The organism is Sinomonas sp. R1AF57 (genome assembly GCF_002224485.1).
GTDB classification, from domain to species: Bacteria; Actinomycetota; Actinomycetes; order Actinomycetales; family Micrococcaceae; genus Sinomonas; species Sinomonas flava.
On the sequence record NZ_CP022463.1, the window covers coordinates 452127 to 476567 of the forward strand.

Annotated in this window: 23 protein-coding genes; 17 read left to right on the forward strand and 6 right to left on the reverse strand. The window is 72.3% G+C overall.

The window, feature by feature from the left end:
• Positions 1-233: 233 nt before the first annotated feature.
• Positions 234-1133, reverse strand: a complete 900-nt coding sequence (locus CGQ25_RS02165; RefSeq protein WP_208711602.1) for an SDR family oxidoreductase — start codon at positions 1131-1133, stop codon at positions 234-236.
• Between the two features lie 201 nt (positions 1134-1334).
• Here CGQ25_RS02165 and CGQ25_RS02170 point away from each other — a divergent pair, with 201 nt between their 5' ends.
• On the forward strand, positions 1335-2300 hold the full coding sequence (locus CGQ25_RS02170; RefSeq protein ID WP_208711603.1) for a DNA topoisomerase IB: 966 nt from the start codon (positions 1335-1337) through the stop codon (positions 2298-2300).
• A 62-nt stretch (positions 2301-2362) separates the two neighbouring features.
• Here CGQ25_RS02170 and CGQ25_RS02175 read toward each other — a convergent pair whose 3' ends face one another.
• The gene (locus tag CGQ25_RS02175) at positions 2363-2773 is read right to left on the reverse strand and encodes a hypothetical protein (protein ID WP_208711604.1); all 411 of its coding nucleotides are present in this window, start codon (positions 2771-2773) and stop codon (positions 2363-2365) included.
• A gap of 559 nt (positions 2774-3332) precedes the next feature.
• On the opposite strand from CGQ25_RS02175, the gene CGQ25_RS02180 reads away from it, so the two are divergent.
• Positions 3333-4082 carry a sigma-70 family RNA polymerase sigma factor gene (locus CGQ25_RS02180; protein WP_208711605.1) on the forward strand — a complete coding sequence of 250 codons (750 nt, stop codon included), beginning with the start codon at positions 3333-3335 and terminating at the stop codon, positions 4080-4082.
• Between the two features lie 30 nt (positions 4083-4112).
• Here the strand turns inward: CGQ25_RS02180 and CGQ25_RS02185 are convergent, their stop codons facing one another.
• Positions 4113-5078, reverse strand: a complete 966-nt coding sequence (locus CGQ25_RS02185; protein WP_208711606.1) for a glycosyltransferase family 9 protein — start codon at positions 5076-5078, stop codon at positions 4113-4115.
• A gap of 102 nt (positions 5079-5180) precedes the next feature.
• Between CGQ25_RS02185 and CGQ25_RS02190 the strand changes: the two genes are divergently transcribed.
• The 7 genes from CGQ25_RS02190 (at position 5181) to CGQ25_RS02220 (ending at position 12168) form a co-directional block, all read left to right on the forward strand.
• On the forward strand, positions 5181-5807 hold the full coding sequence (locus CGQ25_RS02190) for an HAD-IIIA family hydrolase (RefSeq protein ID WP_208711607.1): 627 nt from the start codon (positions 5181-5183) through the stop codon (positions 5805-5807).
• Positions 5804-6829 carry a glycosyltransferase family 9 protein gene (locus tag CGQ25_RS02195; RefSeq protein WP_208711608.1) on the forward strand — a complete coding sequence of 342 codons (1026 nt, stop codon included), beginning with the start codon at positions 5804-5806 and terminating at the stop codon, positions 6827-6829. Before CGQ25_RS02190 ends, CGQ25_RS02195 begins: the two co-directional genes overlap by 4 nt.
• On the forward strand, positions 6829-7884 hold the full coding sequence (locus CGQ25_RS02200; RefSeq protein ID WP_208711609.1) for a glycosyltransferase: 1056 nt from the start codon (positions 6829-6831) through the stop codon (positions 7882-7884). The genes CGQ25_RS02195 and CGQ25_RS02200 overlap by 1 nt, the downstream gene beginning before the upstream one ends.
• Positions 7881-9167 (forward strand): glycosyltransferase, encoded by a 1287-nt coding sequence (locus tag CGQ25_RS02205; RefSeq protein ID WP_208711610.1) that lies wholly within the window; start codon positions 7881-7883, stop codon positions 9165-9167. The genes CGQ25_RS02200 and CGQ25_RS02205 overlap by 4 nt, the downstream gene beginning before the upstream one ends.
• A gap of 44 nt (positions 9168-9211) precedes the next feature.
• Complete coding sequence (locus CGQ25_RS02210) at positions 9212-9946, forward strand: SIS domain-containing protein (protein ID WP_255405513.1); 735 nt, start codon at positions 9212-9214, stop codon at positions 9944-9946.
• Positions 9943-11328, forward strand: coding sequence for a D-glycero-beta-D-manno-heptose 1-phosphate adenylyltransferase (rfaE2, locus tag CGQ25_RS02215; protein ID WP_208711612.1), 1386 nt, complete (start codon positions 9943-9945; stop codon positions 11326-11328). The genes CGQ25_RS02210 and rfaE2 overlap by 4 nt, the downstream gene beginning before the upstream one ends.
• Positions 11329-11469: 141 nt before the next feature.
• The gene (locus tag CGQ25_RS02220) at positions 11470-12168 is read left to right on the forward strand and encodes an SDR family oxidoreductase (protein WP_369802314.1); all 699 of its coding nucleotides are present in this window, start codon (positions 11470-11472) and stop codon (positions 12166-12168) included.
• A 25-nt stretch (positions 12169-12193) separates the two neighbouring features.
• On the opposite strand, the gene CGQ25_RS02225 is transcribed toward CGQ25_RS02220, so the two are convergent.
• Positions 12194-13324, reverse strand: a complete 1131-nt coding sequence (locus tag CGQ25_RS02225; RefSeq protein WP_208711614.1) for a glycosyltransferase family 9 protein — start codon at positions 13322-13324, stop codon at positions 12194-12196.
• Between the two features lie 209 nt (positions 13325-13533).
• Here CGQ25_RS02225 and CGQ25_RS02230 point away from each other — a divergent pair, with 209 nt between their 5' ends.
• The 7 genes from CGQ25_RS02230 (at position 13534) to CGQ25_RS02260 (ending at position 19976) form a co-directional block, all read left to right on the forward strand.
• Complete coding sequence (locus tag CGQ25_RS02230; protein WP_255405710.1) at positions 13534-15015, forward strand: aldehyde dehydrogenase family protein; 1482 nt, start codon at positions 13534-13536, stop codon at positions 15013-15015.
• Between the two features lie 3 nt (positions 15016-15018).
• Positions 15019-16518 (forward strand): PfkB family carbohydrate kinase, encoded by a 1500-nt coding sequence (locus tag CGQ25_RS02235; protein WP_208711616.1) that lies wholly within the window; start codon positions 15019-15021, stop codon positions 16516-16518.
• Complete coding sequence (locus tag CGQ25_RS02240) at positions 16515-17393, forward strand: glycosyltransferase family 2 protein (RefSeq protein WP_208711617.1); 879 nt, start codon at positions 16515-16517, stop codon at positions 17391-17393. The genes CGQ25_RS02235 and CGQ25_RS02240 overlap by 4 nt, the downstream gene beginning before the upstream one ends.
• Before the next feature lie 72 nt (positions 17394-17465).
• A complete protein-coding gene (locus CGQ25_RS02245) occupies positions 17466-18113 on the forward strand; it encodes a DUF6328 family protein (RefSeq protein WP_208711618.1) in 648 nt (215 codons plus the stop codon).
• 9 nt (positions 18114-18122) lie between these two features.
• Positions 18123-18896 carry an ANTAR domain-containing protein gene (locus CGQ25_RS02250; protein ID WP_208711619.1) on the forward strand — a complete coding sequence of 258 codons (774 nt, stop codon included), beginning with the start codon at positions 18123-18125 and terminating at the stop codon, positions 18894-18896.
• 59 nt (positions 18897-18955) lie between these two features.
• Positions 18956-19450, forward strand: coding sequence for a universal stress protein (locus CGQ25_RS02255; protein ID WP_208711620.1), 495 nt, complete (start codon positions 18956-18958; stop codon positions 19448-19450).
• Positions 19451-19616: 166 nt separating this feature from the next.
• The gene (locus CGQ25_RS02260; RefSeq protein WP_208711621.1) at positions 19617-19976 is read left to right on the forward strand and encodes an SPW repeat protein; all 360 of its coding nucleotides are present in this window, start codon (positions 19617-19619) and stop codon (positions 19974-19976) included.
• A 78-nt stretch (positions 19977-20054) separates the two neighbouring features.
• Here the strand turns inward: CGQ25_RS02260 and CGQ25_RS02265 are convergent, their stop codons facing one another.
• Positions 20055-21983, reverse strand: coding sequence for an alpha-amylase family protein (locus tag CGQ25_RS02265; RefSeq protein WP_369802276.1), 1929 nt, complete (start codon positions 21981-21983; stop codon positions 20055-20057).
• Positions 21984-22113: 130 nt separating this feature from the next.
• Positions 22114-22356: a hypothetical protein gene (locus CGQ25_RS02270; RefSeq protein WP_208711622.1), complete on the reverse strand. Its 243-nt coding sequence runs from the start codon at positions 22354-22356 to the stop codon at positions 22114-22116.
• A gap of 580 nt (positions 22357-22936) precedes the next feature.
• Between CGQ25_RS02270 and CGQ25_RS02275 the strand changes: the two genes are divergently transcribed.
• Positions 22937-24274 (forward strand): AarF/ABC1/UbiB kinase family protein, encoded by a 1338-nt coding sequence (locus CGQ25_RS02275; RefSeq protein WP_255405514.1) that lies wholly within the window; start codon positions 22937-22939, stop codon positions 24272-24274.
• The last annotated feature ends 167 nt before the right edge of the window (positions 24275-24441 follow it).

A 24441-nucleotide genomic window follows, 5' to 3' on the forward strand; every position in this document is an offset into this window, starting at 1 on the left:
CCCCCACCCCCGCCCAAGCAAAAGCGCGACCGACACGTCCCCCCGGGCCAAGAAGGGGCCCCCGGAGGGTTCACACGAGAGGCCGCCCGGGGCCAGCCGGGCGCCCGGGGGGCCCGCCCACAGGCACGCCGGACCAGGCGCGCCTGCCCACCCGCGACAGAGCCTTTCGGCCACGGGGGGGGGGCCGCGCCCCCGCGAGGACCGCGCCCCCGCCGCTGTTGTGCACCCACGGCTCAGAACGGTTTGCCGCCTGTCACCGGGACGACCGCCCCCGAGATGTAGCTGCCCTCGTCGGAGGCCAGAAGAACGTACGCCGGCGCGAGTTCCGCAGGCTGCGCCGCGCGTCCCAGCGGAGTGTCCTGCCCGAACTCCGGCACATGCTCAGGCCAGCCGGTGGACGGGATGAGGGGGGTCCAGACGGGCCCAGGAGCCACCGCGTTGATGCGGATGCCCTGCTGGCCGAGCTGGGGCGCCAACGCCTTCACGAGCGCTACCTGAGCCGCCTTGGTCATGGCATAGTCGAACAGCCCCGCCGAGGGCTGCACCGACTGGATCGAGCTGGTGATGATGATCGACGCTCCCGACTCGAGGTGGGGCAGCGCCGACCGCAGGATCCAGAACTGGCTGTACAGGTTCGTGCGCAGCACCCGGTCGAATTCCTCGGTGCTCACGGTGTCCACGCCGTCGCGCGCCTGCTGGTAGGCGGCATTGAGGACGATCACGTCCAGGCGTCCGAGCTTCTCGCGCACCTGCTGCGGGAGCGATGCCGAGAAGTCCTCGTCCCGGAGGTCCCCCTCGATCGCGACGGCCGTGCGGCCAGCCGCCTCGATCTCGCGGACGGTTGCGTCGGCATCGTCCTTCTCCATGGGCTGGAACGTGAAGGCGACGTCGGCGCCCTCTCGGGCGAAGGCAATCCCCACAGCCCGGCCGATGCCGGAGTCGCCGCCCGTGATGAGGGCGGCCTTCCCGCGCAGGCGGCCGTGGCCCTCGTAGGTCTGCTCGCCGTGGTCGGGCTGCGGCGTGGTCTCTGCTGTGGTCCCGGGAGCCTCCTGGTCCTGCGGGGGAGCGTCCACCTGAGGGTGCTCGGACCGGGGATCGGGGCTCGGTGATGAACTGGGAAGCTGCTCCGTCATTGCTGCTCCTGAGTCGGTGTGCGCTGAACGGCCTCGGCTTGACCTGGGTCCCACGCTACGCGCCACCGGTGCCAGGCGGAAGGCGCACGCGGCTCGCGCCCGCCGAAGCCGGGTCCCCGGGCAGCGGGCGCGGGGTTGGGCGGAGCGCAAGAGGGTAGTGAGGCCGTCATGGGGCGTGCGAACAGGAGGCGCCGCGGCGCCGTGTTGACCCGCCGTCGCGCGGGGAAGGGCTTCGTGTATCTCGACGACGAGGGGTCGCGCATCGACGACCCTCAGATCCTCGAGCGCATCAAGGCCCTGGCGATTCCGCCTGCGTGGCGCCGGGTGACCATCTCCGCCGCGCCGGGAGCGCGGCTCCAGGCGACCGGAATCGACGCAGCGGGCCGCCGCCAGTACCTCTACCACCCTTCGTGGCGCGAGCGTCAGGACGCGCGCAAGTTCGCCAGGGCGCTGCAGCTGGCCCGCAGGCTTCCCTCCGTGCGCCGGACCGTGACGCGTGACCTCCGCGGCGAACGGGGGCCGCGGCAGCAGGCGTTTGCTGCCGCCGTGCGACTCGTCGACAAAGCCGGTCTGCGCGTGGGAAGCCGTCGGTACGCACGCGAGAACGGCACGTTCGGCGCGACCACGCTCACCCGTGCGCATGTCAGCGTGGACGGTGAGCGGGTCAGCCTTGATTTCCCCGGCAAGTCGGGGGCCCGGTGGACTGTCGACCTCGTCGACCCCGACCTGGCCCGCTACCTTGCCCCGCATACGGCAGGGCGCTCGCGCCGGGCGGCACTCGGCTACGACGACGGCCATGGCTTCCAGCCGATCGGCCCCTCCGGCGTCAACGGCTACCTCCGGCAGATCTCGGGGCTCGGGGTGAGCGCCAAGGACCTGCGGACCTGGCGTGGGACTGCCGTGGCGGGCGCGTCCCTCGCCTGGAGCCACGACGCCGGCCTCGACGCGGAGACCGCGTGGCGCAAGGCGGTGTCCGAGGCCGCAGAGTGGCTCAACAACACCCCCACGGTTGCCCGTGGCTCGTACCTCGACCCCCGGCTGCTTGTCGCGTATGAAGAGGGGCGCACAGCGCGCGGCCCCTCGGACGCCGCCGTAGCGGACCTCCTGGAAGAGGCATCCGGGGGAGCCCTGCCGTCGGCGACAGGTGAGAACGCGAAGACGGCGTGACGCCAGGACGGCGGGCCGGAGCCCCAGCCTCCGTCCCGCCGTCAGTCATCTGCCCGAAGCCGTCAGGGGCTTTCCGGGAATTCGTCGGTCGTGGTCCCTTCGGTGTCCCCGTCGCGTGGGGTGAGGTAGCGCTCGCCGTCCTCTGTGCGCTCGACGACGTACTCCGCCTCGACGGCGTCCATCGCGGCCTGGTCCACCTCGTTGGGCGGCTTCACCGGGCCCGGGTTCGGCGTTCGCTCGGCGTCGCCCCAGACGGCGCCCAGGCCCTTGGAAGAGGGCGTCACGTCCGTGCCCTCCGGGGCAGCCTCGTCGTCGTGCGGATTGCGGGGGACCGGCCTTCCCGGCTCGTGGGCGGTGCCGTGCAGCGGATCTTCCCGGAGCCTGATGTCGTCCCGGGCCGGGTCGTATCGATGAGCGCCCTCCCCGCGGGGCTCGGAATTGCGGTCGAGATGTGGATCGCGGGCGTTCGTCATAGCGTGCGTCCTCTCCTCTGGGCCGTCGCAGAGCGCGGCAGTAGGCATCGACCCAGATCCTTCCCCGGAAAGCCCAGCGCGAAACGAACAGCGGGCGGCTTGGCGCGAGCAACAGGAAGCGTCACAAGTTAGGGACTCGAGAATCGCTGAAGCTTCTCCTTGGAGGGTTGTGGCGGCCAAAGGAGAGTGGGACTGTGGAAATGGAGTCAAGCAACCGGCCCCGAAATCATCAAGAGGGCGGGTGCTGACCGTGGAGCTTGGTACATCATGAATGCGCGGCCGCTGCAGCGGAACGCGCTGATGTCCTCGACTCTCCACCCCTTCACCAACGGCATCCACGCGGCCATCGGCCGTGCACTCCTTCTTCGAGCCTTGTTCTCGGCGCAGGCCCCTCTCGGTTCCACCCCTGCGAGGTGGAGCCGAGGAACACTCCAGCTCTGAGAGCCAGTGCTCCAACCCCAGCGAGGAGGAAAAACTCGCCGTGAAGACCATTCACCAGGGGACTCGGACAACGTCTCCTTCATTCACTCGACCTGACCGTGCAGCAGCGAAGGGGGTCGTGGCCCTGAGGACCCGGCCTGGCCCACTCGTCCGGGCAGTGGCACCGGCCGCGCTGGCCACCCAGGCACTCACCGCCGGCCGCCTCGCCGTCGAATACCTCGGCGTCGCTGACGCCCTCGCCCGCCGATTCCGCTGCCCCGGGCACGACGCCGACGACCTCCGCCAGGTGGCCCGGCTCGGACTCATGAAGGCCGCCCAGAGGTACCGCGCCGCGCTCGGTCACGGATTCGTTCCGTACGCAGTGCCGACCATCACTGGCGAGCTCAAGCGCTATCTGCGTGACCAGTCCTGGGTCGTCCGCCCGCCCCGGGCCATCCAAGAGCTTCGGCTGAGGCTCAACTCCGTGCGACCAGGGCTCGCCCAACGTCTCGGCCACGATCCCACGACGGCTGAGCTGAGCGACGAATCAGGGGTTCCGGTCGCGGAGGTGGCCGAAGCCCAGATCGCAGAGGCCGCGATGGTCGGCCAGCCAATCGAGCACGGCGACTCGTCCGAGGACCCCGAGGAAAGGCGGGTCACGTACATCTTCGGGTCGGAGGACCCGGGGTACGAACGAGTCGAGCAGATGCAGGCCCTGGCGGGTGCACTCGAAGGCGCGACGGAGGCGGACAAGCGTCTCCTCTACCTCCGCTTCGTCAAGGAGATGACCCAGGACGCGATTGCCGAGGAGCTCGGCGTGAGCCAGATGCAGGTTTCCCGGCTTCTGCGGAAGCTGCTCGACCGGCTGCGCAGGCGCATGGCCGCCTAGCAAGCGGGTCGCTCCTCCAGCCCTCGGCCCTCAACGGCCGGGAAGGCGCTCGGCGCCGTCGGCCGCTTCCACGCGGGCGACGGCGTCGAGCACGTGTCCCGGCAGGACGGCCAGGATCGCCGGGTCCGGCTCGTCGGAGAACGGGTCGCCGCGCCGGACGGCCGCATCCGTGAGGACGATGTGCGGCCCGTCGGCGGGAGGCCCCCACTGCTCAGGGGCGGCAGGGCCGAACAGGACGACCGACGGAGTGCGGTAGGCGCTCGCGAGGTGTGCCGCGGAGGTGTCCGCCGTGATGACGACGCGCGCGGCGCGCACCGCGGCCGCGAACTCGTCGAGCGCCCACTCCCCGGCCACGCAGGCGCTCTCGGAAAGGCCCGCTGCCGTCGTGACGTCCTGCGCACGCGGACGGTCGGCCGCCCCGCCGGTGACGACGACGTCGTGCCCGTCCGACGCGAGCTGGCACGCCACGGCGGCGAATCTCTCGACGGGCCACTGCCGGCTCCCGTAGGCGGCCCCCACGTGCACGATCGTGGCGCCGACCGACGGGGCGCTCGCCTCAGGCTCGCCCAGCCGATAGTCGTCGGCGTCGGCCGCGATGCCGTGCCAGCGCAGGAGGCGGACCCACCGCTCGCGTTCGTGGAGCGTGTCATCCCAGACGGGGCCCGGCCACCCCTTCGCCTCATGGCCCAGCCGGTGCGCAGGCTGGAGCTCCTCCAGGCGAGTCCGGCTCTCGACCCCCTTGCCGTGCAGGTTCACGGCGACATCCACGGGTCCCAGCGGAGGGAGTGGATCGTCGAGCCCGGGGGTGGGAAGAAGCCTGTTGATGCCCCCGATGAGCGGGACGATGGGCTCGAGCCAGGAGGCCGCCGCGAGCACGAGCTCGTGCTGGGGGAAGGCCCGCCGCAGACCGCGCAGCGCCGGGACGGCCACGAGAAGGTCCCCGAGCTTGAGCGCCCGCAGGACGAGGAGCACGGGCTTGGCGTCTGAAGCGGTCATGGGACCTCCGGGTCGTTCTCCAGGAGCGCCCGCGGCCTGAGCGTCGATGGGGGTCTTCCCCTTAAGAGGTTTATTGTAACTTCTCGCGGGAACTGCTCCTTCATGGAGAACCGCCGCCGGAATACCGCAGGGCACGCCCGAACCAGAGGGCCGCGCCGCCCCTGGATCCCGCGTGCCGTACTGTTCGACCGAGACGGCACCCTCGTCCACGACGTCCCGTACAACCGGGATCCGCGCCTCGTGCGCCCCATGCCCGATGCGGCGCGGGTGCTGGACGAGCTGCGCGAGGCGGGGATTCCCACAGGCGTCGTATCCAACCAGTCCGGCGTGGGGCTCGGCATCATCAGTCCCGACGAGCTCGACGCCGTGAATGCGCGCGTCGAGGAGCTCCTCGGCCCCTTCGACACGTGGCAGGTCTGCCCGCACGGACCAGACGGGCGCTGCCGCTGCCGCAAGCCCCAGCCGGGCCTGATCCTCGCAGCCTGCGCCGCCCTCGGCGTTGCTCCCTCGGACGCACTCGTCATCGGCGACATCGGCAAGGACATGGAGGCCGCGCGGCGCGCAGGTGCCCGGGGCGTCCTCGTGCCCACGCGCGTGACGCGCCGGCAGGAAGTCCTGGAGGCCCCAGCGGTGGCCGGGGACCTCACTTCCGCAATCATCCTCGCGTTCGGCAGCCGGGAGCTAGTGGCTTCCGAGCCACTGGCCACCGGCACCGGAGGTGCTCAGTGAAGCGAGTCCTCGTCGCTCGCCTCGACAGCCTGGGAGACGTCGTCCTCGCGGGCCCCGCAGTGCGGGCCGTCGCGTCGAGCGCGCTTCCGGTGCTCCTGACGGGTCCACGCGGGAGCGCTGCCGCGAAGCTGCTTCCCGGGGTCGAACGCGTCGTGGAATGGGACTGCCCCTGGATTGCCAACCCCGCGCCCCCGGCCACCCCCCGCCACCTGCGCCGCCTCGAGCGGCTTGTCGCGGGCCTCCACGTGGAGGAAGCCGTCATCCTCACGTCCTTCCACCAGTCGCCGCTGCCCCTCGCGCTCGAGCTGCGCCTCTGCGGCGTGCAACGCATCACCGGCCTGTCGGAGGACTACCCAGGCAGCCTCCTCAACGTGCGCGTGACGAGCCGGGATATCCCCTGGAGCGTCCACGAGGCGGACCGGGCCCTTGCCATCGCCGCCGCCGCAGGCTTCACCCTTCCGGCTGACGACGCCGGCCTGCCGGCACTCGGGCCGACGCAGCCCTCGGGCCTGAGGCCGGACGGGGACTACGTGGTCGTGCATCCCGGCGCGGACGCCCCCGCGCGTGCCTGGCCCGCATCCAATGCCGAGCAGCTCGTCGAGCTGCTCGCCGCGCGCGGCCTCCAGCCGGTCGTCACGGGGGGCCCCGGTGAACGGGCTCTCACCGCACGCGTTGCAGGGGACCACGGAATCGACCTCGGGGGGCGCACGCCTCTGCCCGCCCTCGTGGACGTGCTCGCGGGAGCGCGGGCCGTCGTCGTGGGCAACACCGGGCCGGCGCACCTCGCCGCTGCCGTGGGCACTCCCGTCGTGAGCCTCTTCTCACCGGTCGTGCCTGCCGGCGTGTGGGCCCCCCGCGGCGCACCCGTCGTCGTCCTCGGAGACCAGGAAGCCCCGTGCGCGGCGACGCGCGCGCGCACGTGCCCGGTCGAGGGGCATCCATGCCTGACCCGAGTGGGCCCGGCGGAGGCGCTCGCCGCCGTCGAGAGCCTCCTCGCCGAGCACAGCGGGGTGGTGGCCTGATGCGGATCCTGCTCTGGCACGTCCACGGAGGGTGGACCGACGCCTTCGTCCGCGGAGCCCACGAGTACGTCCTCCCCGTGGACGGCGAGCGCAGCGAATGGGGCCTCGGCCGCGGCGGACGCGACTGGCCCGCGGCGACGGAGTCAACCGCGGACGAGCTCGTGCGCGACGCGGGGACGATCGACGCCGTCGTGCTCCAGCGGCCCGCGGAGGCGGACCGGCTGCGCAGCCTCACCGGACTGACGGCCGGGATCGACGTGCCCGCCGTGTATGTCGAGCACAACACCCCCCGCGGCCGCGTTCCCGACACCCGGCACCACCTGTCAGGACAGCGCGAGATCCCGGTGGTGCACGTCACCCACTTCAACGCGCTGATGTGGGACTGCGGCGTCGCGCACACGCGCGTCATCGAGCACGGCGTGGCCGACCCGGGCCTGCTGTACACGGGGGAGCTGCCCCGACTCGGCGTCGTCGTGAACGAGCCGGTGCGCCGCGGCCGCACCGCGGGCACCGACCTCCTCCCGCGCTTCGCCGCCGCGGCACCGCTGGATGTCTACGGCATGGGCGGCGACCGCCTGAGGCGCGCTACCCGGCTGGGCCCCGACCGGCTGCGATGGGCCGGCGACGTCCCGCCGCCTCGGCTGCAGACCGAGCTCGGCCGCCGGCGGGCGTACGTCCATCCCTTTCGGTGGACCTCGCTCGGACTCGCACTCATCGAGGCCATGCAGGCCGGTATGCCCATCCTCGCCGTCGGCTCGACCGAGGTGTGGCGCGCCGTTCCGCCAGAGGCCGGCCGCGTCAGCTCGAACCCCTCGGAGCTCGTCGCCGCGGCGCGGCGCTTCATCGCCGACGAGTCCGCGGCGCGGGAAGCGGGGCTCGCCGCCCGCGAGGCTGCTCTCGCCCGCTATGGGCTCGCAAGGTTCCTGGCCGACTGGGATGCGGTCCTGAACGAGGCGGCCGGGGGACTCTTCTCGCACCAGCGCGGCCGGTCGGACCCCGCCGGACAGGCAGCTTTCCCGAACCACCGGGACCGGATGTGGAAGGAGCAGGAATGAAGATCTCGATGGTGTCGGAGCACGCGAGTCCTCTCGCCGCTATCGGCGGGGAGGATGCAGGCGGCCAGAACATCCACGTAGCAGAGCTGTCCGCAGCCCTGGTGCGCCGTGGCCACGGGGTCACGGTGTTCACCCGGCGCGACAGCCATCGCCTCCACTGGGAGCAGATGCTCCCCACCGGGGTGACCCTCGTCAACGTCGACGCCGGGCCGCCCCGCGCGATCCCCAAGGACAAGCTCCTGCCGCACATCCCGGAGTTCGCCGAGCGGCTCGCGGAGTACTGGCAGGGCGACACGCCGGACATCGTCCACGGGCACTTCTGGATGTCGGGCATCGCATGCATCGAGGGCGTCGGGAAGATCGAGAGCCTCGGCATCGCACCCCCGGTCGTAGCCGAGACGTTCCACGCGCTCGGAGTCGTCAAGCGGCGCCACCAGGGCGCGGACGACACGAGCCCTCCCGAACGGGAAGCCCTCGAACCGTGGGTCGCCCGCTCCGTCGACCGGGTGATCGCCACCTGCCCCGACGAGGCCTTCGAGCTGCGCACCCTCGGCGTCAACCGCCGCCGCATCTCAGTCGCGCCCTGCGGGGTGGACACCCTCCGCTTCACCCCTGATGGACCGGCACGGGTGCGCGGGGGGCGCCTGCGGCTCGCGGTGATCGGGCGGCTCGTGCCGCGCAAGGGAATCGACATCGTGATCGAAGCCCTCGCCCAGCTGGCCAAGGCCGGCACGCGGGGGGTCGAGCTGCTCATCGTCGGCGGATCCAGTGCCAAGGACCGCGTTGCGGCGGACCCCGAGGCCCGGCGGCTCCGCGACCTGGCCGACTCGCTCGGCGTCGGGAATCAGGTCATCTTCACCGGTCAGGTACCGCGCGACGAGATGCCCGCACTCATGCGCAGCCTCGATGTCGTCGTGTGCACGCCCTGGTACGAGCCGTTCGGCATCGTGCCCCTGGAGGCGATGGCGAGCGGCGTGCCTGTCATCGCCGCGGCGGTCGGCGGCCTCGCGGAGACCGTCGTCGACGGCATCACCGGGTTCCATGTGCCGCCGCGCTCACCCGAGGCGCTCGCCGAGGCGATCAGGGTGCTCGCGGAGGATCCGGTGCGGCGCGCCTCCCTGGGGGCGGCCGGCGTCGAACGTGCCCGCAACCGCTACACGTGGGACCGGGTCGCCGAGGACACCGAACGGATCTACCGCGTCATGCGGGAGCACTGGGAGCGGCCCGAGGCGGATGTCGCGATGTCGCGCAGCAGACTGCGCCGCGTGCAGGAGGGGGCCTGAGGATGAACGGCGTCCCTTTTCCCCGACCGGCCGCACTCGGCGGCGTGAACGGCACCTCCCGCTCCGGCGGCCTACACGCCATCGGCGGGCGGCGCCGCGCCATCCGTCCCGTGGACGGTGCCACGTTCCTCGAAGACCGCATCTCGGACCACCTCGGCGGCTCTGCGCGCACCCTTGAGGGCCTCCAGAACCACGCCCCGCTGCTGGCGCGGTGGGCGCAGCACCTCGCGGTGCGCCTAGCCGACGGCGGCAGACTGCTCGTCGCCGGGAACGGCGGTTCGGCGGCGGAGGCCCAGCACCTCACCGCCGAGCTCGTGGGCCGGTACGACGGCGAGCGGCGCCCCTTCTCGGCCATCGCCCTGCACGGCGACAGCTCCGCTGTGACGGCCATCGGCAACGATTACGGCTACGAGCAGGTCTTCGCCCGTCAAGTCCGCGCCCACGCGCGGCCGGGCGACATCGTGCTGCTGCTCTCGACCTCGGGGGCGAGCCAGAACCTCCTGCGCGCGGCCGAGGCCGCACGGGAATGCGGGGCCACTTCGTGGGCCCTCACCGGCCCCGCGCCCAATCCGCTCGAATCCGCCGTCGACGAGGCGCTCACCCTCGAAGGCCCCGGCTGCCACGTCCAGGAGTCCCAGCTCGTGGCGATCCACGCCCTGTGCACCTGCTTCGACGCACTCATCAGGGCCACGGAGACGCCTGCAGGACGGGATGCTCCCCTCGGACTCGACCAGCAATCAGTGATCGACCAGCCATCAGTGAAGGGAGGACGGCCATGAGGATCGTCGTCGTGGGAGACACCCTGCTCGATATCGACCTCGCGGGACATGCCGGACGCCTCTGCCCGGACGGCCCAGCCCCCGTCGTCGACGTCCAGAGCCGACGTGAACGGGCCGGCGGCGCCGGGCTCGTGGCGACCCTGCTCGCCCAGGACGGGCACGACGTCGACCTCGTCACCGCCCTGTCCGACGACGCCGCCGCCGACCGCGTGCGTTCCCTGCTGCAGTCGGTGCGCGTCCATGAGGGCGTGCTGGGCGGGCCGACCCCGACCAAGATGCGCCTCGCCGCCGACGGGCAGCGCATCGCCCGGATCGACGAGGGCTGCGGCCAGAAGCCGTTCCCCCTGGTCGACGAGTCGATGCTCGTCCCGCTCCAGACCGCGGAGGCCATCGTGGTCGCCGACTATGGGCGCAGGCTCCTCGAGGCCCCCCCACTGCGGGCCGCGCTCGAGACGGCATCACGTCGCGTGCCGGTCGTGTGGGACCCGCATTCGCACGGTGCCCGGCCGATCGGTGGCGCCGCGGCTGTCACGCCGAACCTGTCCGAGCTCCTGGACCTGTCCGGACGCGATGTCAGCGGGCTCGGAGCGATCGCGACCGCGGCAGGCCGGCTGCGGGACCGCTGGCATGCGCAGTCCGTGGTCGTGACCCTCGCGGAACGCGGCGCGCTCCTGTGCGACAACGGAAGCGCCATCCACATCGGTGTCCCGAGCGCCGGGCTGCGCATCGAGGACGCGTGCGGCGCGGGCGACCGCTTCGCCTCCGCCCTCGCGGCGGCCCTGGCCGGCGGCAGCACCCTCGAGGAGGCGGTCGAGACGGCCGTGGCCACCTCCGTAGGGTTCCTCGCTGCCGGCGGCGTCGCCGCGCTGGACCCCACCCCCCAGCCCTCGAACGGGAAGGGGCCAGCCGAGTCTGCCGGCGGCGACGAGTCCCCGGCGTTCGCCCTCGCGCGCCGTGTCCGGGCCGAGGGCGGACGCGTGGTCGCTGCGGGGGGCTGCTTCGACCTGCTCCACGCGGGGCACCTGCGGCTCCTCGAGGCCGCCCGGGGCCTCGGCGACTGCCTCATCGTCTGCCTGAACTCTGATGCGTCGGTGCGGCGCCTCAAGGGAGAGAGCAGGCCGGTGATGGACGAGCGCGACCGGGCCGACCTGCTCCTCGGCCTGAGCTGCGTCGACGCCGTGGAGATCTTCTCCGAGGACACCCCGGAGCGGCTCCTCGCCGGGCTGCGTCCCGATGTCTGGGTCAAGGGCAGCGACTACGACGCCGAACAGCTGCCCGAATCGGCGCTCCTGCGCCGGTGGGGCGGCGAAGTGGTCACCGTCCCCCTCCAGCCCGGGCGCTCGACGACGTCGCTCGCCTCCGCGATCGCGGCCCTCGGCTGAGGTGTGCCAAGGCTGAGCCCACTCTTCGACCTATCCGACCGAAACCCCACCGACATGACACCAGGAGGAACCTGCGCCATGACTGAAGCCCTGCAGACCAACGAGACCCTGACGACCCAGACCGACGCCTCTCGCACCAGGATCTCCGGAAGCCCCCTGCGCGGAGCACGCATCCTCGTCACAGGCGGAGCCTCGGGACTCGGCGCCGCCGTGGTAGAGGCGGTCTCGGGGGAGGGCGGTGTCCCGCTCGTCCTCGACCGCGCGCCCGTGGCCGCTCCGCTGACGGGCTGGACGGTGGACCTCTCCGAGCGCGAGGCTGCCGAGTCAGCCGTCGCCCGTGCGGCGGAGGCGACGGGCGGACTGGATGCCGTGGTCTGCGCCGCAGGCGTGGACCGCTGCGGAGAGCTCGCCGAGGTCCCCGCGGACGAGTGGGAGAAGGTGATCCGCGTGAACCTCCTCGGCACAGCGGCGGTGGTCCGTGCCGCGCTCCCGCACCTCATGCGCTCGCACGGACGCGTCGTCACCGTCGCCTCGACCCTCGGCCTCCGCGGGGCCGCCGGGGCCAGCGCCTACTGCGCGTCGAAGTTCGGGGTGATCGGCTTCAGCCGTGCGCTCGCGGCGGAGCTCAAGGGGCGGGTCGGCGTCACCACGCTGATCCCGGGCGGCATGGACACTGCCTTCTTCGACGACCGCCCCGAGCAGTACAAGCCGCATGACCGCAGCACGCTCAACCGCCCGTCGGATGTGGCGCGGTCGGTGGTCTTCGCCCTCTCCCAGCCGCAGGGATGCGAGGTTCGCGAGCTCCTCGTCGCGGGGTCCCTCGAGGACTCCTGGCCGTGAGCCCGTCCGACCTCCTGGCCCACGCTCAGCGCCCGGCCAGGAGGTCGCGGGCGTCCGCGAGCACCCTCTCCGTCACCACACCGTCAACCCAGGGCACCTCGTGATCGCAGGGCTGCAGGAAGGGATCGGTGCCGTCCGCGCCGCACACGGGACACAGCTGGCGCCACGAGACCTGCACCCGGTGGTGGCGGCGGCCCGTCGGCCCGGCGTTGATGAGGTTCGGCCCCCAGTACACGGAGGCCGTTGGCGTTCCCAGCGCCTGCGCGAGGTGCCGAGGTCCGCTGTCATTCGCCACGACCAGGCGGGCGGTCGCGAGGAGGCCCAGGAGCCCCTGGAGGGACGTGCGCCCGGCCGCGGAGGCGATGCGCCCAGCCGCGCTCGGAGCCAGCCCTGCGGCGTCGTGCGCGATCCCGTCCGCGAGCCCGCGCTCGCCGTCGTCCCCCACGACGAGGACCTGCCACCCGTCCGCGGCGAGTTCGGCTGCGACGGCGGCGAAGCGGTCGGCCGGCCAGCGCCTGCGGGGATCGGTCGCCCCCGGATGCACGACGACGAGTCCCGGCCCGGGGCGCAGCCAGTCGGCTGCCGCGGCGGCGTCGGCGGGGACGACGGCGAGGCGCGGGTCGGTCACCACGGCGGGCGCGCCGGCGAGGGAGGCCACCTCGAGCCAGCGGCTCACCTCGCGCTGGTAGTACACGTGGGGCATGTCGCGCTCGAGCCGGAGGGCCTCCCGGGTAGCGCAGCCGACGGTGTGCGGTGCGCCCAGAGCGGCCACAAAGGGGTTGGAGTTCGCGCCGCCGCCATGGAGCTGGACGGCCAGGCCGACTCCCTCCGAGCGCAGGTCAGCGACCACCTCCTGGGTGGCAGGGTCGTCCCGCCAGGTGCGGCCCTCTGCGTCGGGGGCGTCGGGGAAGAAGGGGACGCGGACGACGCGGTCCACGGGCGTCGGGCGCCCTTCGAGGACCGGCGCGAGCTTCGGCGTCGTGAGGAGGACGAGTTCGGCGTCCCGGTAGGCCGCCCGGAGGGCCTCGAGCGCGGGAAGCGCCGCGACCAGGTCACCGATCCCGCCGCCCCGGAGCACCGCGATCCGGCGTACGCCCTCGAACGGGGAATCGTCGGTCTGCGCGGCAGCCCCCACGGTGCTGGCTTCTGCTGTCATGGTCCCTCCCGACCCCTCGCGGCCCTCGCTGCGCCGGCCCTCATCGTCATCGCCGTACCCGTGCGCACGCCGCGGCAAACGGCGTCGCGCCGCGGCGACCGGTATGCCGCGCGCCCCCGGGGCTCGCGGACACCTGTGTGCACGGAGCGCTGTGTGAGCACACATGCGAGGGGTAACAAGCCTGTGCCCCAGCGTCAGGAGGAACGATGATGAGCGGCCTGCCCCACGAGGTCCGCCCCGACGAGGACCCAATACCGGGAGCCGCGGAGGCACCCTCCCAGCGAGCACTCCCTGAGACCCGAGCGCAGAGCGTTGTCACGGAGATCCGGCGTGACCCCCGCACGGGACAGCCGCTCGCACGGCCCGTCCAGTCAGACCCGGCGCGGGCGGACGCGGCCCTCCGCTCGGCCCGCAGCGCCTGGACGATGTGGCGGCGTGTGCCGCAGGCGCAGCGCTCGGGGACCCTGCGCGAGCTCGCGGGAGCCGTCGAGTCCGCCGCCCATGAGCTCGCCGACCTGAACAGCCGGGAGACCGGGCGCCTCTTCGACGACGCACTGGCGGGCGTGCGGTCCGGGGCCGAATCGCTGCGCCGGTACGCCGAGCTGAGCCTCCTCCGCTCCGGACCCACCCTCGCCGGAGCCTTCTCGGGCCTCGACTTCACCGTCTACGAGCCACGCGGCCTCGTTCTGGGGCTGACGTCCTGGGATGACCCCGTCGCCACGGCGTGCGGCATAGCCGGCGCAGGCCTCGCGGCGGGGAATGTCGTGCTGCTCAAGCCCAGCGAACGCTGCTCCGCCCTCGGCCGGAGGCTGGGGCGGCTCTTCGCCTCGGCCGTTCCCCCCGGCGTGCTCAGCACCGTCACGGGCGACGCCGAACTGGGCGCCGCGCTCGCGGGCGATGACAGGGTGAACGCGATCGTCCACGTCGGGTCCGCCGCGGTGGCGGACAGCCTGGTCGCGGCGTCGTGCCGCACCGGGGCCCACCTTGTCAGGGGGAGGGGCGGCAGCAGCTCCCTCATCGTCGACCGCGGAGTGGACCTCGGCTGGGCCGCCGCCTGCACGGCTCAGGCGGCCTTCCGGCACGCTGGCCAGCTGCTCTCGGCGCCGCGGAGGATCTTCGTCCTGCGCGATGTCGAAGAGGTCTTCCTCGACGAGCTCGCCGAGCAGGCTCGGCAGTGGGCGGGGTCGGAGCGGGTAGGGCCGGTTGTCGACGAGTGGGCCCGAGGCGAAATCCACCGCGCCGTGCTCTCGGCGCTCGACGACGGCGCAGTCCTCCTCGTCGGCGGCCAGTTGCCCGAAGGACCCGGATCCTTCTATCCGCCCACCGTCCTCGCACGGTGCGCACCGTCGATGAGCATCATGCGCGACCAGGTCCGCGGCCCGGTGGCTGCCGTCATGTCCGTGCAGACCTTCGACGAAGCGGTCGCGGAAGCGGCGGAGGAGCCCTGCGGCCCCTCGGCAACCGTCCTCACGCGGGACATCGGGCATGCGCAGCTGGCGGCCGCCGAGATCCCGGCGTCCAACGTCGCCGTCAACGGCCTGGCCGTGGGCGTGACCGGCACGGACGCGCCGGGCCTTCCCCAGGCGGGCAGCACGGCGGGATTCGGCCCGCGGCTGCTCGACGAGCTGAGCCGACCGAAGGTCATCCATCTCGAGCCGCCCGTGGCTGCCCGCGGGAGAGGGGGGTACTGAAGCATGGACGCCGAGCGCATTCTCGCTGCACTCCAGCGGAACCGGCCGTCGATCCTCGTGGTCGGCGACGTCGTGCTGGACCGGCGCTGGGAGGGGAGCGCCGAGCGCCTGTGCCGAGAGGGGCCCGTCCCGGTCGTCGACGTGGAGCGCGTCGAGGACGCCCCGGGCGGAGCGGGCAACACCGCCGTCAACCTCGCCGCTCTCGGGGCCCGTGTCCATCTGGTGGCCGTCGCGGGCGACGACGAGCCGGGCCACGCGCTCGCGGCGCGCCTCGCCGAAGCCGGTGTGGACTCCCACGGGCCGGTACGCAGCCGGGGCAGGAGCACGTCGGTGAAGTCGCGGATGGTGGGCCAAGGGCAGCTCCTGCTGCGCGTCGATGCCTGCCGGGCCGCGGATGACGACGAGGCCCACGCCGTCGCGGCCGCTGCGCTCGAGCTCGCAGGCAGGGTGGACGCAGTGGTCCTCTGCGACTACGGACTGGGCGCCCTGGCCCGCATCGACCGGGGCGCGCTGCGCACAGCCGCCCGGGCGCTCATCGTCGACGCCCACACCCCGGCCGCCTGGCGGGACCTCCATGCTGACGTCGTGACCCCGAACGCCGCCGAGGCGGCAGGCATCGTCGGCGGCGCGCCTCCGCACGGCGACCGCCACTCGTGGGCGGTCAGGAACGCGGATGAGCTCCTCAACGCCACCGGGGCCGAGCACACTCTCGTCACCCTGGACCGGGACGGCACGGTCCTGCTCGGCCGGGCCGGGGTGCTGCACGAGACCCACGCCCGCCCCGCCCCCGAGCAGAACGCCGTGGGCGCCGGGGACACCTTTGTTGCAGGGGTGGCGTTCGCGCTCGCTGCCGGCCTGCCCGTCGACGACGCCGCCGACGTCGGCCAGGCAGCCGCGGACGTCGTCGTGCAGGTCCCGGGCACGACGACGTGCACCGCAGACCGCCTCCACGCCGCCCTCCGCTCGGCCCAGCTCCCCCCCTCGGACGGGGTGCCGGGCAGCCTCCCGGCCGACGCGGACCGCACGGTGCACCGCCAACGGGGCGGCGTGGCGACCTGGGAGGCCGTCCGCGCAGCGTCGGAGGCGGCCCGCAGCCAGGGCCGGGCAGTCGTGCTGACGAACGGCGTCTTCGACGGCCTGCACCGGGGCCACGCGGCGTTCCTCGAGGAGGCTGCCGGCCTGGGCGGGCTCCTCGTGGTCGGGGTGAACTCGGACGACTCCGTGCGCCAGCTCCGCGGGGACCCACCAACGGTGGGCGAGGAGGACCGCGCTGCCGTGGTCGCCGCGCTGGCCGCCGTCGACCACGCCGTCGTCTTCGACTCCGAGACGGCCGTCCCGCTCATCCGGGAGCTACGGCCCGACGTCTACGTCAAGGGCGGGGACTACCTTCCGGGCATGCTCGCGGAGGCCGAGGCGGTCCGCGAGGTCGGCGGCCGGCTCGAGACGCTCGGGTACGTGGAGCGGCCCGCGCTCCGCCCACGTGTGCGGCGGGCCGGAGGATGAGCCGCCGCAGCCCCCACGAATGGGGGAACCGGCCCGACACCGCGGCAGCGCCGCCGCTCGAGGTCCTCATCCCGACCCGCAACCGGCCCGCGGAGCTGGCCACGACGCTGGCGGGCCTCGCCGCCCAGGATGCCGAGGACTTCGGGGTCGTGGTCAGCGACCAGAGCGAGGGCGCCGCCGACTGGGAACACCCCGCCGCGGCAGCCATGCTCCGGGTCCTCCACGCCCAGGGGCGCCGCATCGCCGTCCACCGCCACCTTCCGCTCCGCGGTCTCGCCGAGCACCGGGACTTCCTCCTGGGCGTGTCCGCGGCGCCGCTGGTCCTGTTCCTGGACGACGACGTGTGGCTGGGACCCGAGGCAGTGAGGACCCTGGCCGAGGCCATCGGAGAGCTCGGCTGCGGATTCGTCGGCATGGCGGTCCAAGGGCTGTCCTATCTGGACGACGTCCGGCCACACGAGCATGGGGAACTCTCCCTCTGGGGGGACCGGGTCGAGCCGGAGATGCTCAGCCGCGGAGGTCCGGGATTCGACCGCTGGCGCCTCCACAACGCGGCGAATCCCGCTCACCTTGCCGCGCGGCTCCTCGAGGAGGGAGCCTTTGACCACCGGGCCTGGGCCGCCTACCGGGTGGCCTGGGTGGGCGGCTGCGTCCTCTTCCGCCGTGCCGCGCTCGCAGAGTGCGGGGGCTTTGGCTTCTGGAGGGATATCCCTCAGGGCCACGCGGGGGAGGACGTCGTAGTGCAGTGGAGGGTCATGGAGCGGCACGGCGGCGCAGGCATCCTGCCCTCGCACGCCGTGCATCTCGAGAGCCCCACGACGGTCGAGGACCGCAGCGTCGAGGCCGCCGAGGCCCTCGGGCTCGCTGGGCGGTGAACGCTCCGCGGAACCGGTGTGAAGAAGGCCCGAACGGGAAGTATCCCGTGAAGAAGGAGGCCGAGCTGATCGATGCCATCTGAAACCACGGAGTACCGGAGGCAGACCCGGTACGGCATGTACCACCGGCGCGAAACCTATGCCGAGAAGCTGGACCGGAACTGGTCTGAGATCCTGCAGGAGCTGCGCATCCTCCAGACCGGCCTCCAGCTCCTCGCCGGATTCCTGCTGACCCTTCCGTTCCAGAACCGCTTCAGCAGCCTCGACGCCTACAGCGTGGGCCTCTATCTCATCCTCGTGGTCATCGCGACCGCGGCGCTCCTCGTAGTGCTCATGCCGCTGAGCGTGCACCGCCGCCTGTTCCGCCGCAAGGTCAAGAACCGGCTCGTGCAGAGCGGGGACTGGGCCGCCAAGGCGGGCCTGGCGCTCGCGGCCCTGCTCCTCACCGGCACAACCTCGCTCATGTTCGACGTCGCCCTGGGCCGCTGGCAGTCGTGGGTGGTGGCAGGATGCCTACTGGTGATGTGCCTCGTGATGCTCGTGGCCGTCCCCTCTGTGGTGGCGCGCACCCCGGAGCCCACGGTGCGGCCCGAGGACGAGATCATCAGGCACGGCCCAGACGATCCGTACGGACCCGCCCAGTCTGACGCGTCGGACCGCGACGACGGCGATCCATCGGAGGACGACGCAGCGGGCAGCCCGCGGCATCGGGAGAAGTAGGCGCTTGCGATGGGCAGTTCGTGGACGGGCGCGCAGAGCCCGCTTGCCCCCGGCGGGTACCGGGACATCCGCGCCGACGCAGCGCACCGCGCCCGGTCGCTCCAATGGCTCGTCCTGGAGCACCTCGACGTCGCCGACGCAATGGACGCACTGGCCAGGTGGGCGGCCCGCCAGCTCACGGCGTACAGGGCGTGCGTGGGCCTCGCGCTGTCCCGCCCGAAGCGACCGGTCCTGACGGCGGGCAGCGACCGGTCGACCTCGAGGCTCATGGCGTACTGGGCCCATCAGCGGGCGGAGAACCCCGTCACCGCCGCGATCGAGCGCGCACAGGCAGTCGTGCGTCCCGACGCAGCCGAGAGCGGACACTGCCGGGACGCTGAGATCCTCATGGCGCTTCCGCTGCCGATGGAAGACGGGGAACGGGGGGTGCTCCTGCTGCGCGGGAGCGACCCTCACCTTCTCGGGGCATCCAGCGGCACACGGCGGCGAGCGCTCCGGGATGTGGGGGAGGCGCGGCGGGATGTGGGCTGGGCGCTGACGATCGCCGCGCGCCACACCCGGGCCGAGGAACTCGCCCAGCACCGCGCGCTGGCCATGGAGTCACGCACGGTGATCGATCTGGCGATGGGGGTCATCATGGGCCGGAACCGCTGCACTCCTGACGAGGCGTTCGCGATGCTGCGCCACGCCTCGAATGCACGCAATGAGAAGGTCATCGATGTCGCGCACGCCGTCGTAGCGGGTGTGACCAGCGCATCCGTCGAGACGTCGTTCGCCGATTAAGGGTCGCCCGGGCCCAAGTTCCCTAGCACCCCGCGGAAACCGCCGCCTAGGCTCGGGCCATGAGCGAAACCGAGCAGAATGTCCAGATGAGCGGCCGGCGCGGGATCGTCGTCGGCGTCGACGGCTCTTCCCTTTCCATCGAGGCACTGCGGTGGGCGGCCCGTATGGAGGCGACCGTCGGGGGGCCGATCACGGCCGTGTCCGCCTGGCACATCCCCACCTCCGGTGCCGCCTTCGCGGGGTACCCGGGGATCGACTGGAACCCCGAGCAGGACGCGGCAGGCGTCCTCGATGCGGCCCTGGAGGAGGCGTTCGGATCCACCCGTCCAGAGGGCCTCATCGCCAAGGCCATCGAAGGCCGGCCATCGCAGGTGCTGGTCGAGGAGAGCGAGGGCGCCGGAATGCTCGTGGTGGGCTCCCGCGGCCTCGGCGGCCTCATGGGAACACTGCTGGGCTCCGTGAGCCGAGCCTGCGCAGAGCATGCGAAATGCCCGGTCCTCGTGCTCCACGGGGAGGAGACCACGACACCGCCGTCGGGCGGGCAGCCCGCGTAGCCATTCTGTGACCTCACCGGGGCACAGGGACCCTTTACAGCCCGTGGGTCCGGGCGTGTACTGGTAGAGGCCAGCGGCTTCGGGCGCCGGCGCGAAGGCACCGACCTACCCACCACTGACCGATCCCCCGGGGGGACCGGGGGTGTCGAGTTGGGAGGAGCAACCCATGAAGAAATGGATGCGCTGGGAGGACTACGTGGCGATCGCCGCGGGTCTCTACACGGCGCTCGCCGTCATGTGGACGTCACAGACGGCTTCGTCGACGACGCTCATGCTCGTCTTCGGCGTTCTGCTCATTGCCACGGGCGTCCTGAACCTCGCGATGCCGGGAACGCCATGGCTCGAGTACGCGCAGGCCGCCTGCGGAGTGCTGCTGTTCCTGTCCCCGTGGATGGGCGCGTACACCTCTCACACAGGTGCGTCGTGGACGTCGTGGATCGCTGGGATTGTCGCCGCTGGCGTGACCGCCGCGGCCATCAAGCCCGCCATGGACGCGCGCCATCACCGCGTGATGCCCTCGCACTGAGCGAGTCTCCCTTTCCGATCGGCCGCGGCCCCGTCACCGGAGCCGCGGCCCTTTCACGTCTGCCCCCCGACGCGACGGTCAGGCGTGCCGGGCCCGCAGCCAGACGAACTCCTGGGCCGGGAGGGTGATGCCGTCGGGGAGCAGCACCGTCTGGCCGGTGAAGAGGTCCTCCGCCGCGGGGGCGAATCCGGACAGCGTCCCCGCGGCGATGTGCTGGGCCCTGTCCGAGAAGTTCGCGAAGGCGACCACGGCGCCGTCGTTCGCGGGCCGCTGGTAGCCGAGGACGTGATCGCTTCCGGTGGCGAAGTCGATGAGCCGGTTCCCGGCCATTTCCGGCGTCCGGGCCCGCACGGCCAGCATCTTCTTGAGACCCGCGTAGATCTGCCCCTCGATGGTCCACGGGTCGTTGCGGTGCGCATATCGCGCGGCCGGGTAGTGCGGCCGGTGGACCCAGCGGGAATCGGAGCCGTGGCCGGGCTCGTCGGCATAGGCGTAGTCGTTGAGCTGCCCCACCTCGTCGCCGAGGTAGATCAGGGGAATCCCCCCGGTGCTGATCGCGATCGAGTGCGCGAGGAGGATGCGCCGGACGGCCTCCTCCGTGCCGTCCTCGAGTCCGCACAGGGACGCCGTGGTGCCGGAGATGCGGCAGTCGCCCGTCTTCGGGTTGTCCTGGAAGGGCACGCCGCGGGCGAAGCTCCCGGGGTACCGGTTGACGTAGAAGCGGTTGAGGAAACGGCGATGTTCGAAGCCGTTGATGCCCAGTTCGGCGGCGTCCTCGTCCGCGAACGTCCAGCCGATGTCGTCGTGGCTGCGCACGTAGTTGACCCAGGCTGTGCCCGCGGGGAGGTTGTGCCGGCGCTCGAGGGCCTGAGCCAGGAGGCGGACGTCCCGCGTGGCCAGCGCCTCCCACGTGAGGGCCATCTCGAGCGGATTGTAGGAGATCTGGCACTCGGCGGGGTCGATGTACTTGACCACCTCGTCCGGGTGCACGATGGCCTCGGACTTGAACACGAGCGACGGGGCGGCGAGCCGGCACACCGCGTTGAAGGCGCGCAGGAGCAGGTGGGCCTCGGGCAGGCTCTCGCAGGCTGTGCCGAGCTGCTTCCAGATGAAGGCCACCGCGTCCATCCGCAGGATCTCCACGCCCTGGTTCGCCAGGAAGAGCATCTCCCCGGCCATGGCCCTGAAGACCGCCGGATTCGAGTAGTTGAGGTCCCACTGGAAAGTGTGGAAGGTTGCCCACACCCAGCGGCCGTCCGGCATGGGGACGAAGGCCCCCGGATGGTCGTCGGGGAAGATCTCCCGGACGGTCTGCTCGTAGGCGTCCGGCATGGCCCGGTCGGGGAAGATCCAGTAGTAGTCCTCGAACTCGGCCTCGCCCGCCGCGGCGCGCCGGGCCCACTCGTGCTCGTCGGAGGTGTGGTTGAAGATGAAGTCGACGACGAGGCTGATCCCGTTCGCCCGGAATTCCGCGGCGAGGGCGCGGAGCTGATCCATGGTTCCGAGCTTGGGGTTCACCTCGCGGTAGCTCGAGACGGCGTACCCGCCGTCGGAATTGGGCTCGGGCGCGAGGAAGAGCGGCATGAGGTGCAGATAGGTCAGGCCGAGCTCCCTGAAATACGGAATACGCTCCCGGAGCCCCTCGAGGGTCCCCGCATACCTGTCCACGTAGCAGACCGCGCCCAGCATGCGCTCGGACTGGAACCAGTCCGGCTCGGCCTCGCGGCGCGCGTCGAGGGACCTGAGGTCTTCGGGCCGGTCCTGCCAGGAGGCCGCACATTCCACGACAAGCCGCGCGAGGTGGTCGAGCCAGTCCCCCCGAGTCCCGTAGAGCTGCTCGAAGAGGCGCTCCAGATCAGGGAAGTGGGTGTCGAAGCGGCGGCGGAAGGACTCCCAGCCGGGTCCTGAGCGGACGACGCCGCCCTCCGCCTCGAGCGCGGCGAGCACCCTCTCGCGGGGCTGCTGTCCGGCGGTGGCCAGCTCCGGCGCGGGGGCCTTCTCCGACACGGTTCCTCCTGGGCTCGCGCGACCGCGGCCCGGCCGGCCCGCATGGACCTACGTTACGGCGCGCGAGGGCGCGGTGGAACCGTCCGCAGTGCGCGCGGGAGCGGGCCTAACGGGCAGGCGTGCAGGACGCCTACCGGTTGGGACGGCCCGCCGTGCGGGTCGTGCCCCTCCCGACTTCGGCCGACCTCCCCGCCGAGGTGCGCTCTACCGAGGTGCGCTCGGCTTCGTCGGCAAGGGACGAGCCCGCGCGGCCCATGAGCCCGACGATGAGGAAGCCGAGGGCGGCGAGCAGCAGCATGTGGATCCCGACGCCGACGTTTCCGACGGCGCCGAGTACCCACAGGACGAAAAGGACCAGTGCGATCCAGAGCATGGTGAGACCTCCTGGGGGGAATTGCCTTCACGGGTCACTAACCGCTCAGGCTTGTTTCAAGCACATTCGCCCAGTTGCCCTCTTCGGGAAGGGCTGAGGGAGTGCGAGAGTGGATCCAGGGGCACGGCCCACTGTGCCTTCACAGGCCCTCCGGGCGGCAAAGCCAGAGGAGGGCGAACGGGCGCGCAACCCGGGAGAGAGTCCTTAGGAGGGGCCGTGGGATCAGACGAGCCCGAAGGCCCGGAGGTGACCGGCAGCCACCTCGGCCGCTACCGCCAGATCGCGGAGACCCTGGCGCGGCACGGGCTGGGCTTCGCCATCGGGGCGGCCCGCCTACAGCGGTGGGTCCCGCTGCACCGCGGGCTCCTCGGCCACGCGGCCCGTCGGGAGCCTTACTCCAACCCCGAGCACCTGCGGCTGGCCTTGGAACAGCTTGGCCCGACATTCATCAAGCTCGGCCAGGCGCTCTCCATCCGGCAGGATCTCCTTCCGGGCCCCTACCGGCAGGAGCTGGCCCGTCTCCAGGACCAAGCCCCGCCCGTCCCGGCGGCCGCCGTGGTGGAGACGATAGAACGCGAGCTTGGGGGAGCCCCCCCAGGAAGTCTTCGCCTCCTTCGACCCCTCCCCGTTGGCCAGCGCCTCACTGGGCCAGGCGCACGCGGCCACTCTGGCCGACGGGACCGAGGTGGTGGTCAAGGTGCGTCGGCCCGGGGTGGTCGAGCAAGTCGAGCTCGACTTGGAGATCATCGCCAACCTTGCCGCTCAGGCCGCACGGCACTGGGATGCCGCGGCGGACTACGACGTGTCTGGCATCGCCGAGGAGCTCGCCCAGACGCTGCGGGCCGAGCTGGACTACCTGGCGGAGGCCCGCAACGCGGAGCGATTCCGTGCCAGCTTCTCCGCAGATCCTGGGATCCACGTACCCCGGGTCTATTGGGACTGTACTACCTCTCGGGTCCTGACCCTCGAGCGGATCCGGGGCATCAAGATCAGTGATCTGGCCGGGCTCGACGCCGCGGGAATCGACCGCCGGGCCCTGGCGGCCCGCTGCGCGGATGCGGTGGCGAAGATGGTCTTCGAGGACTGCTTCTTCCACGCCGACCCGCACCCGGGCAACCTGTTCGTCGAGCCCGACCCCGTGCTCCCGGGCGGGCGGATCGGGTTGATCGACTTCGGGATGGTCGGCACTGTCGATCCTCAGCTCCGCGACCACCTCTCTGGTCTGCTGATCGCGGTGTCGCGCCGGGATCCCCGCGCCGCGGCCCAAGCTCTCTCCGACGCCTCCACCGGCAGGAGGCGTCCGGACCTGGGGCGCCTCAGTGAGGACCTGGCCCCGGTCATGCGCCTGTACGCCGAGCAGCCGCTGTCCGAGGTGCCGCTCGGAGCGTTCGTCCGGGAGCTCCTGGTCGTCGTGCGCCGCTACCGCCTCCAGCTGCCCCGAGAGCTCGCCTTGCTCCTGCGGATGCTCGTGATGGTCGAGTCCCTGGCGGTCACGCTGGATCCCGGATTCCAGTTCGGCGCCGTGATCGGACCCTGGGCCGAATCCCTCGCGCTGGAGCGGTTCGCCCCGCTTGCCGTCCTCCGCCGCCTCGGCCAGGCCGGAACCGAGCTGGTGGACGCCGCCGGCCGCCTGCCCCGCCAGCTTCGCGCTCTGGAGGATGCCTTGGAGCGCGGCGGAGCTCAGATCAGCCTCCGCCCCGGCGAGCTCGATGAGCTGTTCTCACACCTGGATGCGGCGGCCCAGCGGCTGGCGGTCGCCACCCTTGCCGCGGCCTCGATCCGGAGTCTCGGGGAGATCCTCGCCTCCCAGCCGCAAGGGCGGCCCCGGGCCCTGCGGACGGCCCTGACGGGGGCCGGCATCGTCGCCTCTGCCTCGCTGGCGGCCTATCTGGCGTGGACCGGGCGTCGGCGGACTTGACCCCGCTGCCCCCTCCGACCCACGAGGACCTCGTACCCGGCGAAGCCGGTCAGCTGGGCGCCAAGTCCGTGGAAGGCCCGCCGGGACAGCGCACCATCGGCGCATCCCTAGGGACGATCAGGACGGCCGGGTAGGGCTCCGCGCTCGGGCCTCGTCGGCGAGTATCG

What these genes read in the sequence shown, in the direction of transcription:
- CGQ25_RS02165 (WP_208711602.1), bottom strand. Translation starts at nt 1,133, where the DNA reads ATGACGGAGCAGCTTCCCAGTTCATCACCGAGCCCCGATCCCCGGTCC.
- CGQ25_RS02175 (WP_208711604.1), bottom strand. Translation starts at nt 2,773, where the DNA reads ATGACGAACGCCCGCGATCCACATCTCGACCGCAATTCCGAGCCCCGC.
- CGQ25_RS02185 (WP_208711606.1), bottom strand. Translation starts at nt 5,078, where the DNA reads ATGACCGCTTCAGACGCCAAGCCCGTGCTCCTCGTCCTGCGGGCGCTC.
- CGQ25_RS02190 (WP_208711607.1), top strand. Translation starts at nt 5,181, where the DNA reads ATGGAGAACCGCCGCCGGAATACCGCAGGGCACGCCCGAACCAGAGGG.
- CGQ25_RS02200 (WP_208711609.1), top strand. Translation starts at nt 6,829, where the DNA reads ATGCGGATCCTGCTCTGGCACGTCCACGGAGGGTGGACCGACGCCTTC.
- CGQ25_RS02205 (WP_208711610.1), top strand. Translation starts at nt 7,881, where the DNA reads ATGAAGATCTCGATGGTGTCGGAGCACGCGAGTCCTCTCGCCGCTATC.
- rfaE2 (WP_208711612.1), top strand. Translation starts at nt 9,943, where the DNA reads ATGAGGATCGTCGTCGTGGGAGACACCCTGCTCGATATCGACCTCGCG.
- CGQ25_RS02225 (WP_208711614.1), bottom strand. Translation starts at nt 13,324, where the DNA reads ATGACAGCAGAAGCCAGCACCGTGGGGGCTGCCGCGCAGACCGACGAT.
- CGQ25_RS02230 (WP_255405710.1), top strand. Translation starts at nt 13,534, where the DNA reads ATGAGCGGCCTGCCCCACGAGGTCCGCCCCGACGAGGACCCAATACCG.
- CGQ25_RS02235 (WP_208711616.1), top strand. Translation starts at nt 15,019, where the DNA reads ATGGACGCCGAGCGCATTCTCGCTGCACTCCAGCGGAACCGGCCGTCG.
- CGQ25_RS02240 (WP_208711617.1), top strand. Translation starts at nt 16,515, where the DNA reads ATGAGCCGCCGCAGCCCCCACGAATGGGGGAACCGGCCCGACACCGCG.
- CGQ25_RS02245 (WP_208711618.1), top strand. Translation starts at nt 17,466, where the DNA reads ATGCCATCTGAAACCACGGAGTACCGGAGGCAGACCCGGTACGGCATG.
- CGQ25_RS02250 (WP_208711619.1), top strand. Translation starts at nt 18,123, where the DNA reads ATGGGCAGTTCGTGGACGGGCGCGCAGAGCCCGCTTGCCCCCGGCGGG.
- CGQ25_RS02255 (WP_208711620.1), top strand. Translation starts at nt 18,956, where the DNA reads ATGAGCGAAACCGAGCAGAATGTCCAGATGAGCGGCCGGCGCGGGATC.
- CGQ25_RS02260 (WP_208711621.1), top strand. Translation starts at nt 19,617, where the DNA reads ATGAAGAAATGGATGCGCTGGGAGGACTACGTGGCGATCGCCGCGGGT.
- CGQ25_RS02270 (WP_208711622.1), bottom strand. Translation starts at nt 22,356, where the DNA reads ATGCTCTGGATCGCACTGGTCCTTTTCGTCCTGTGGGTACTCGGCGCC.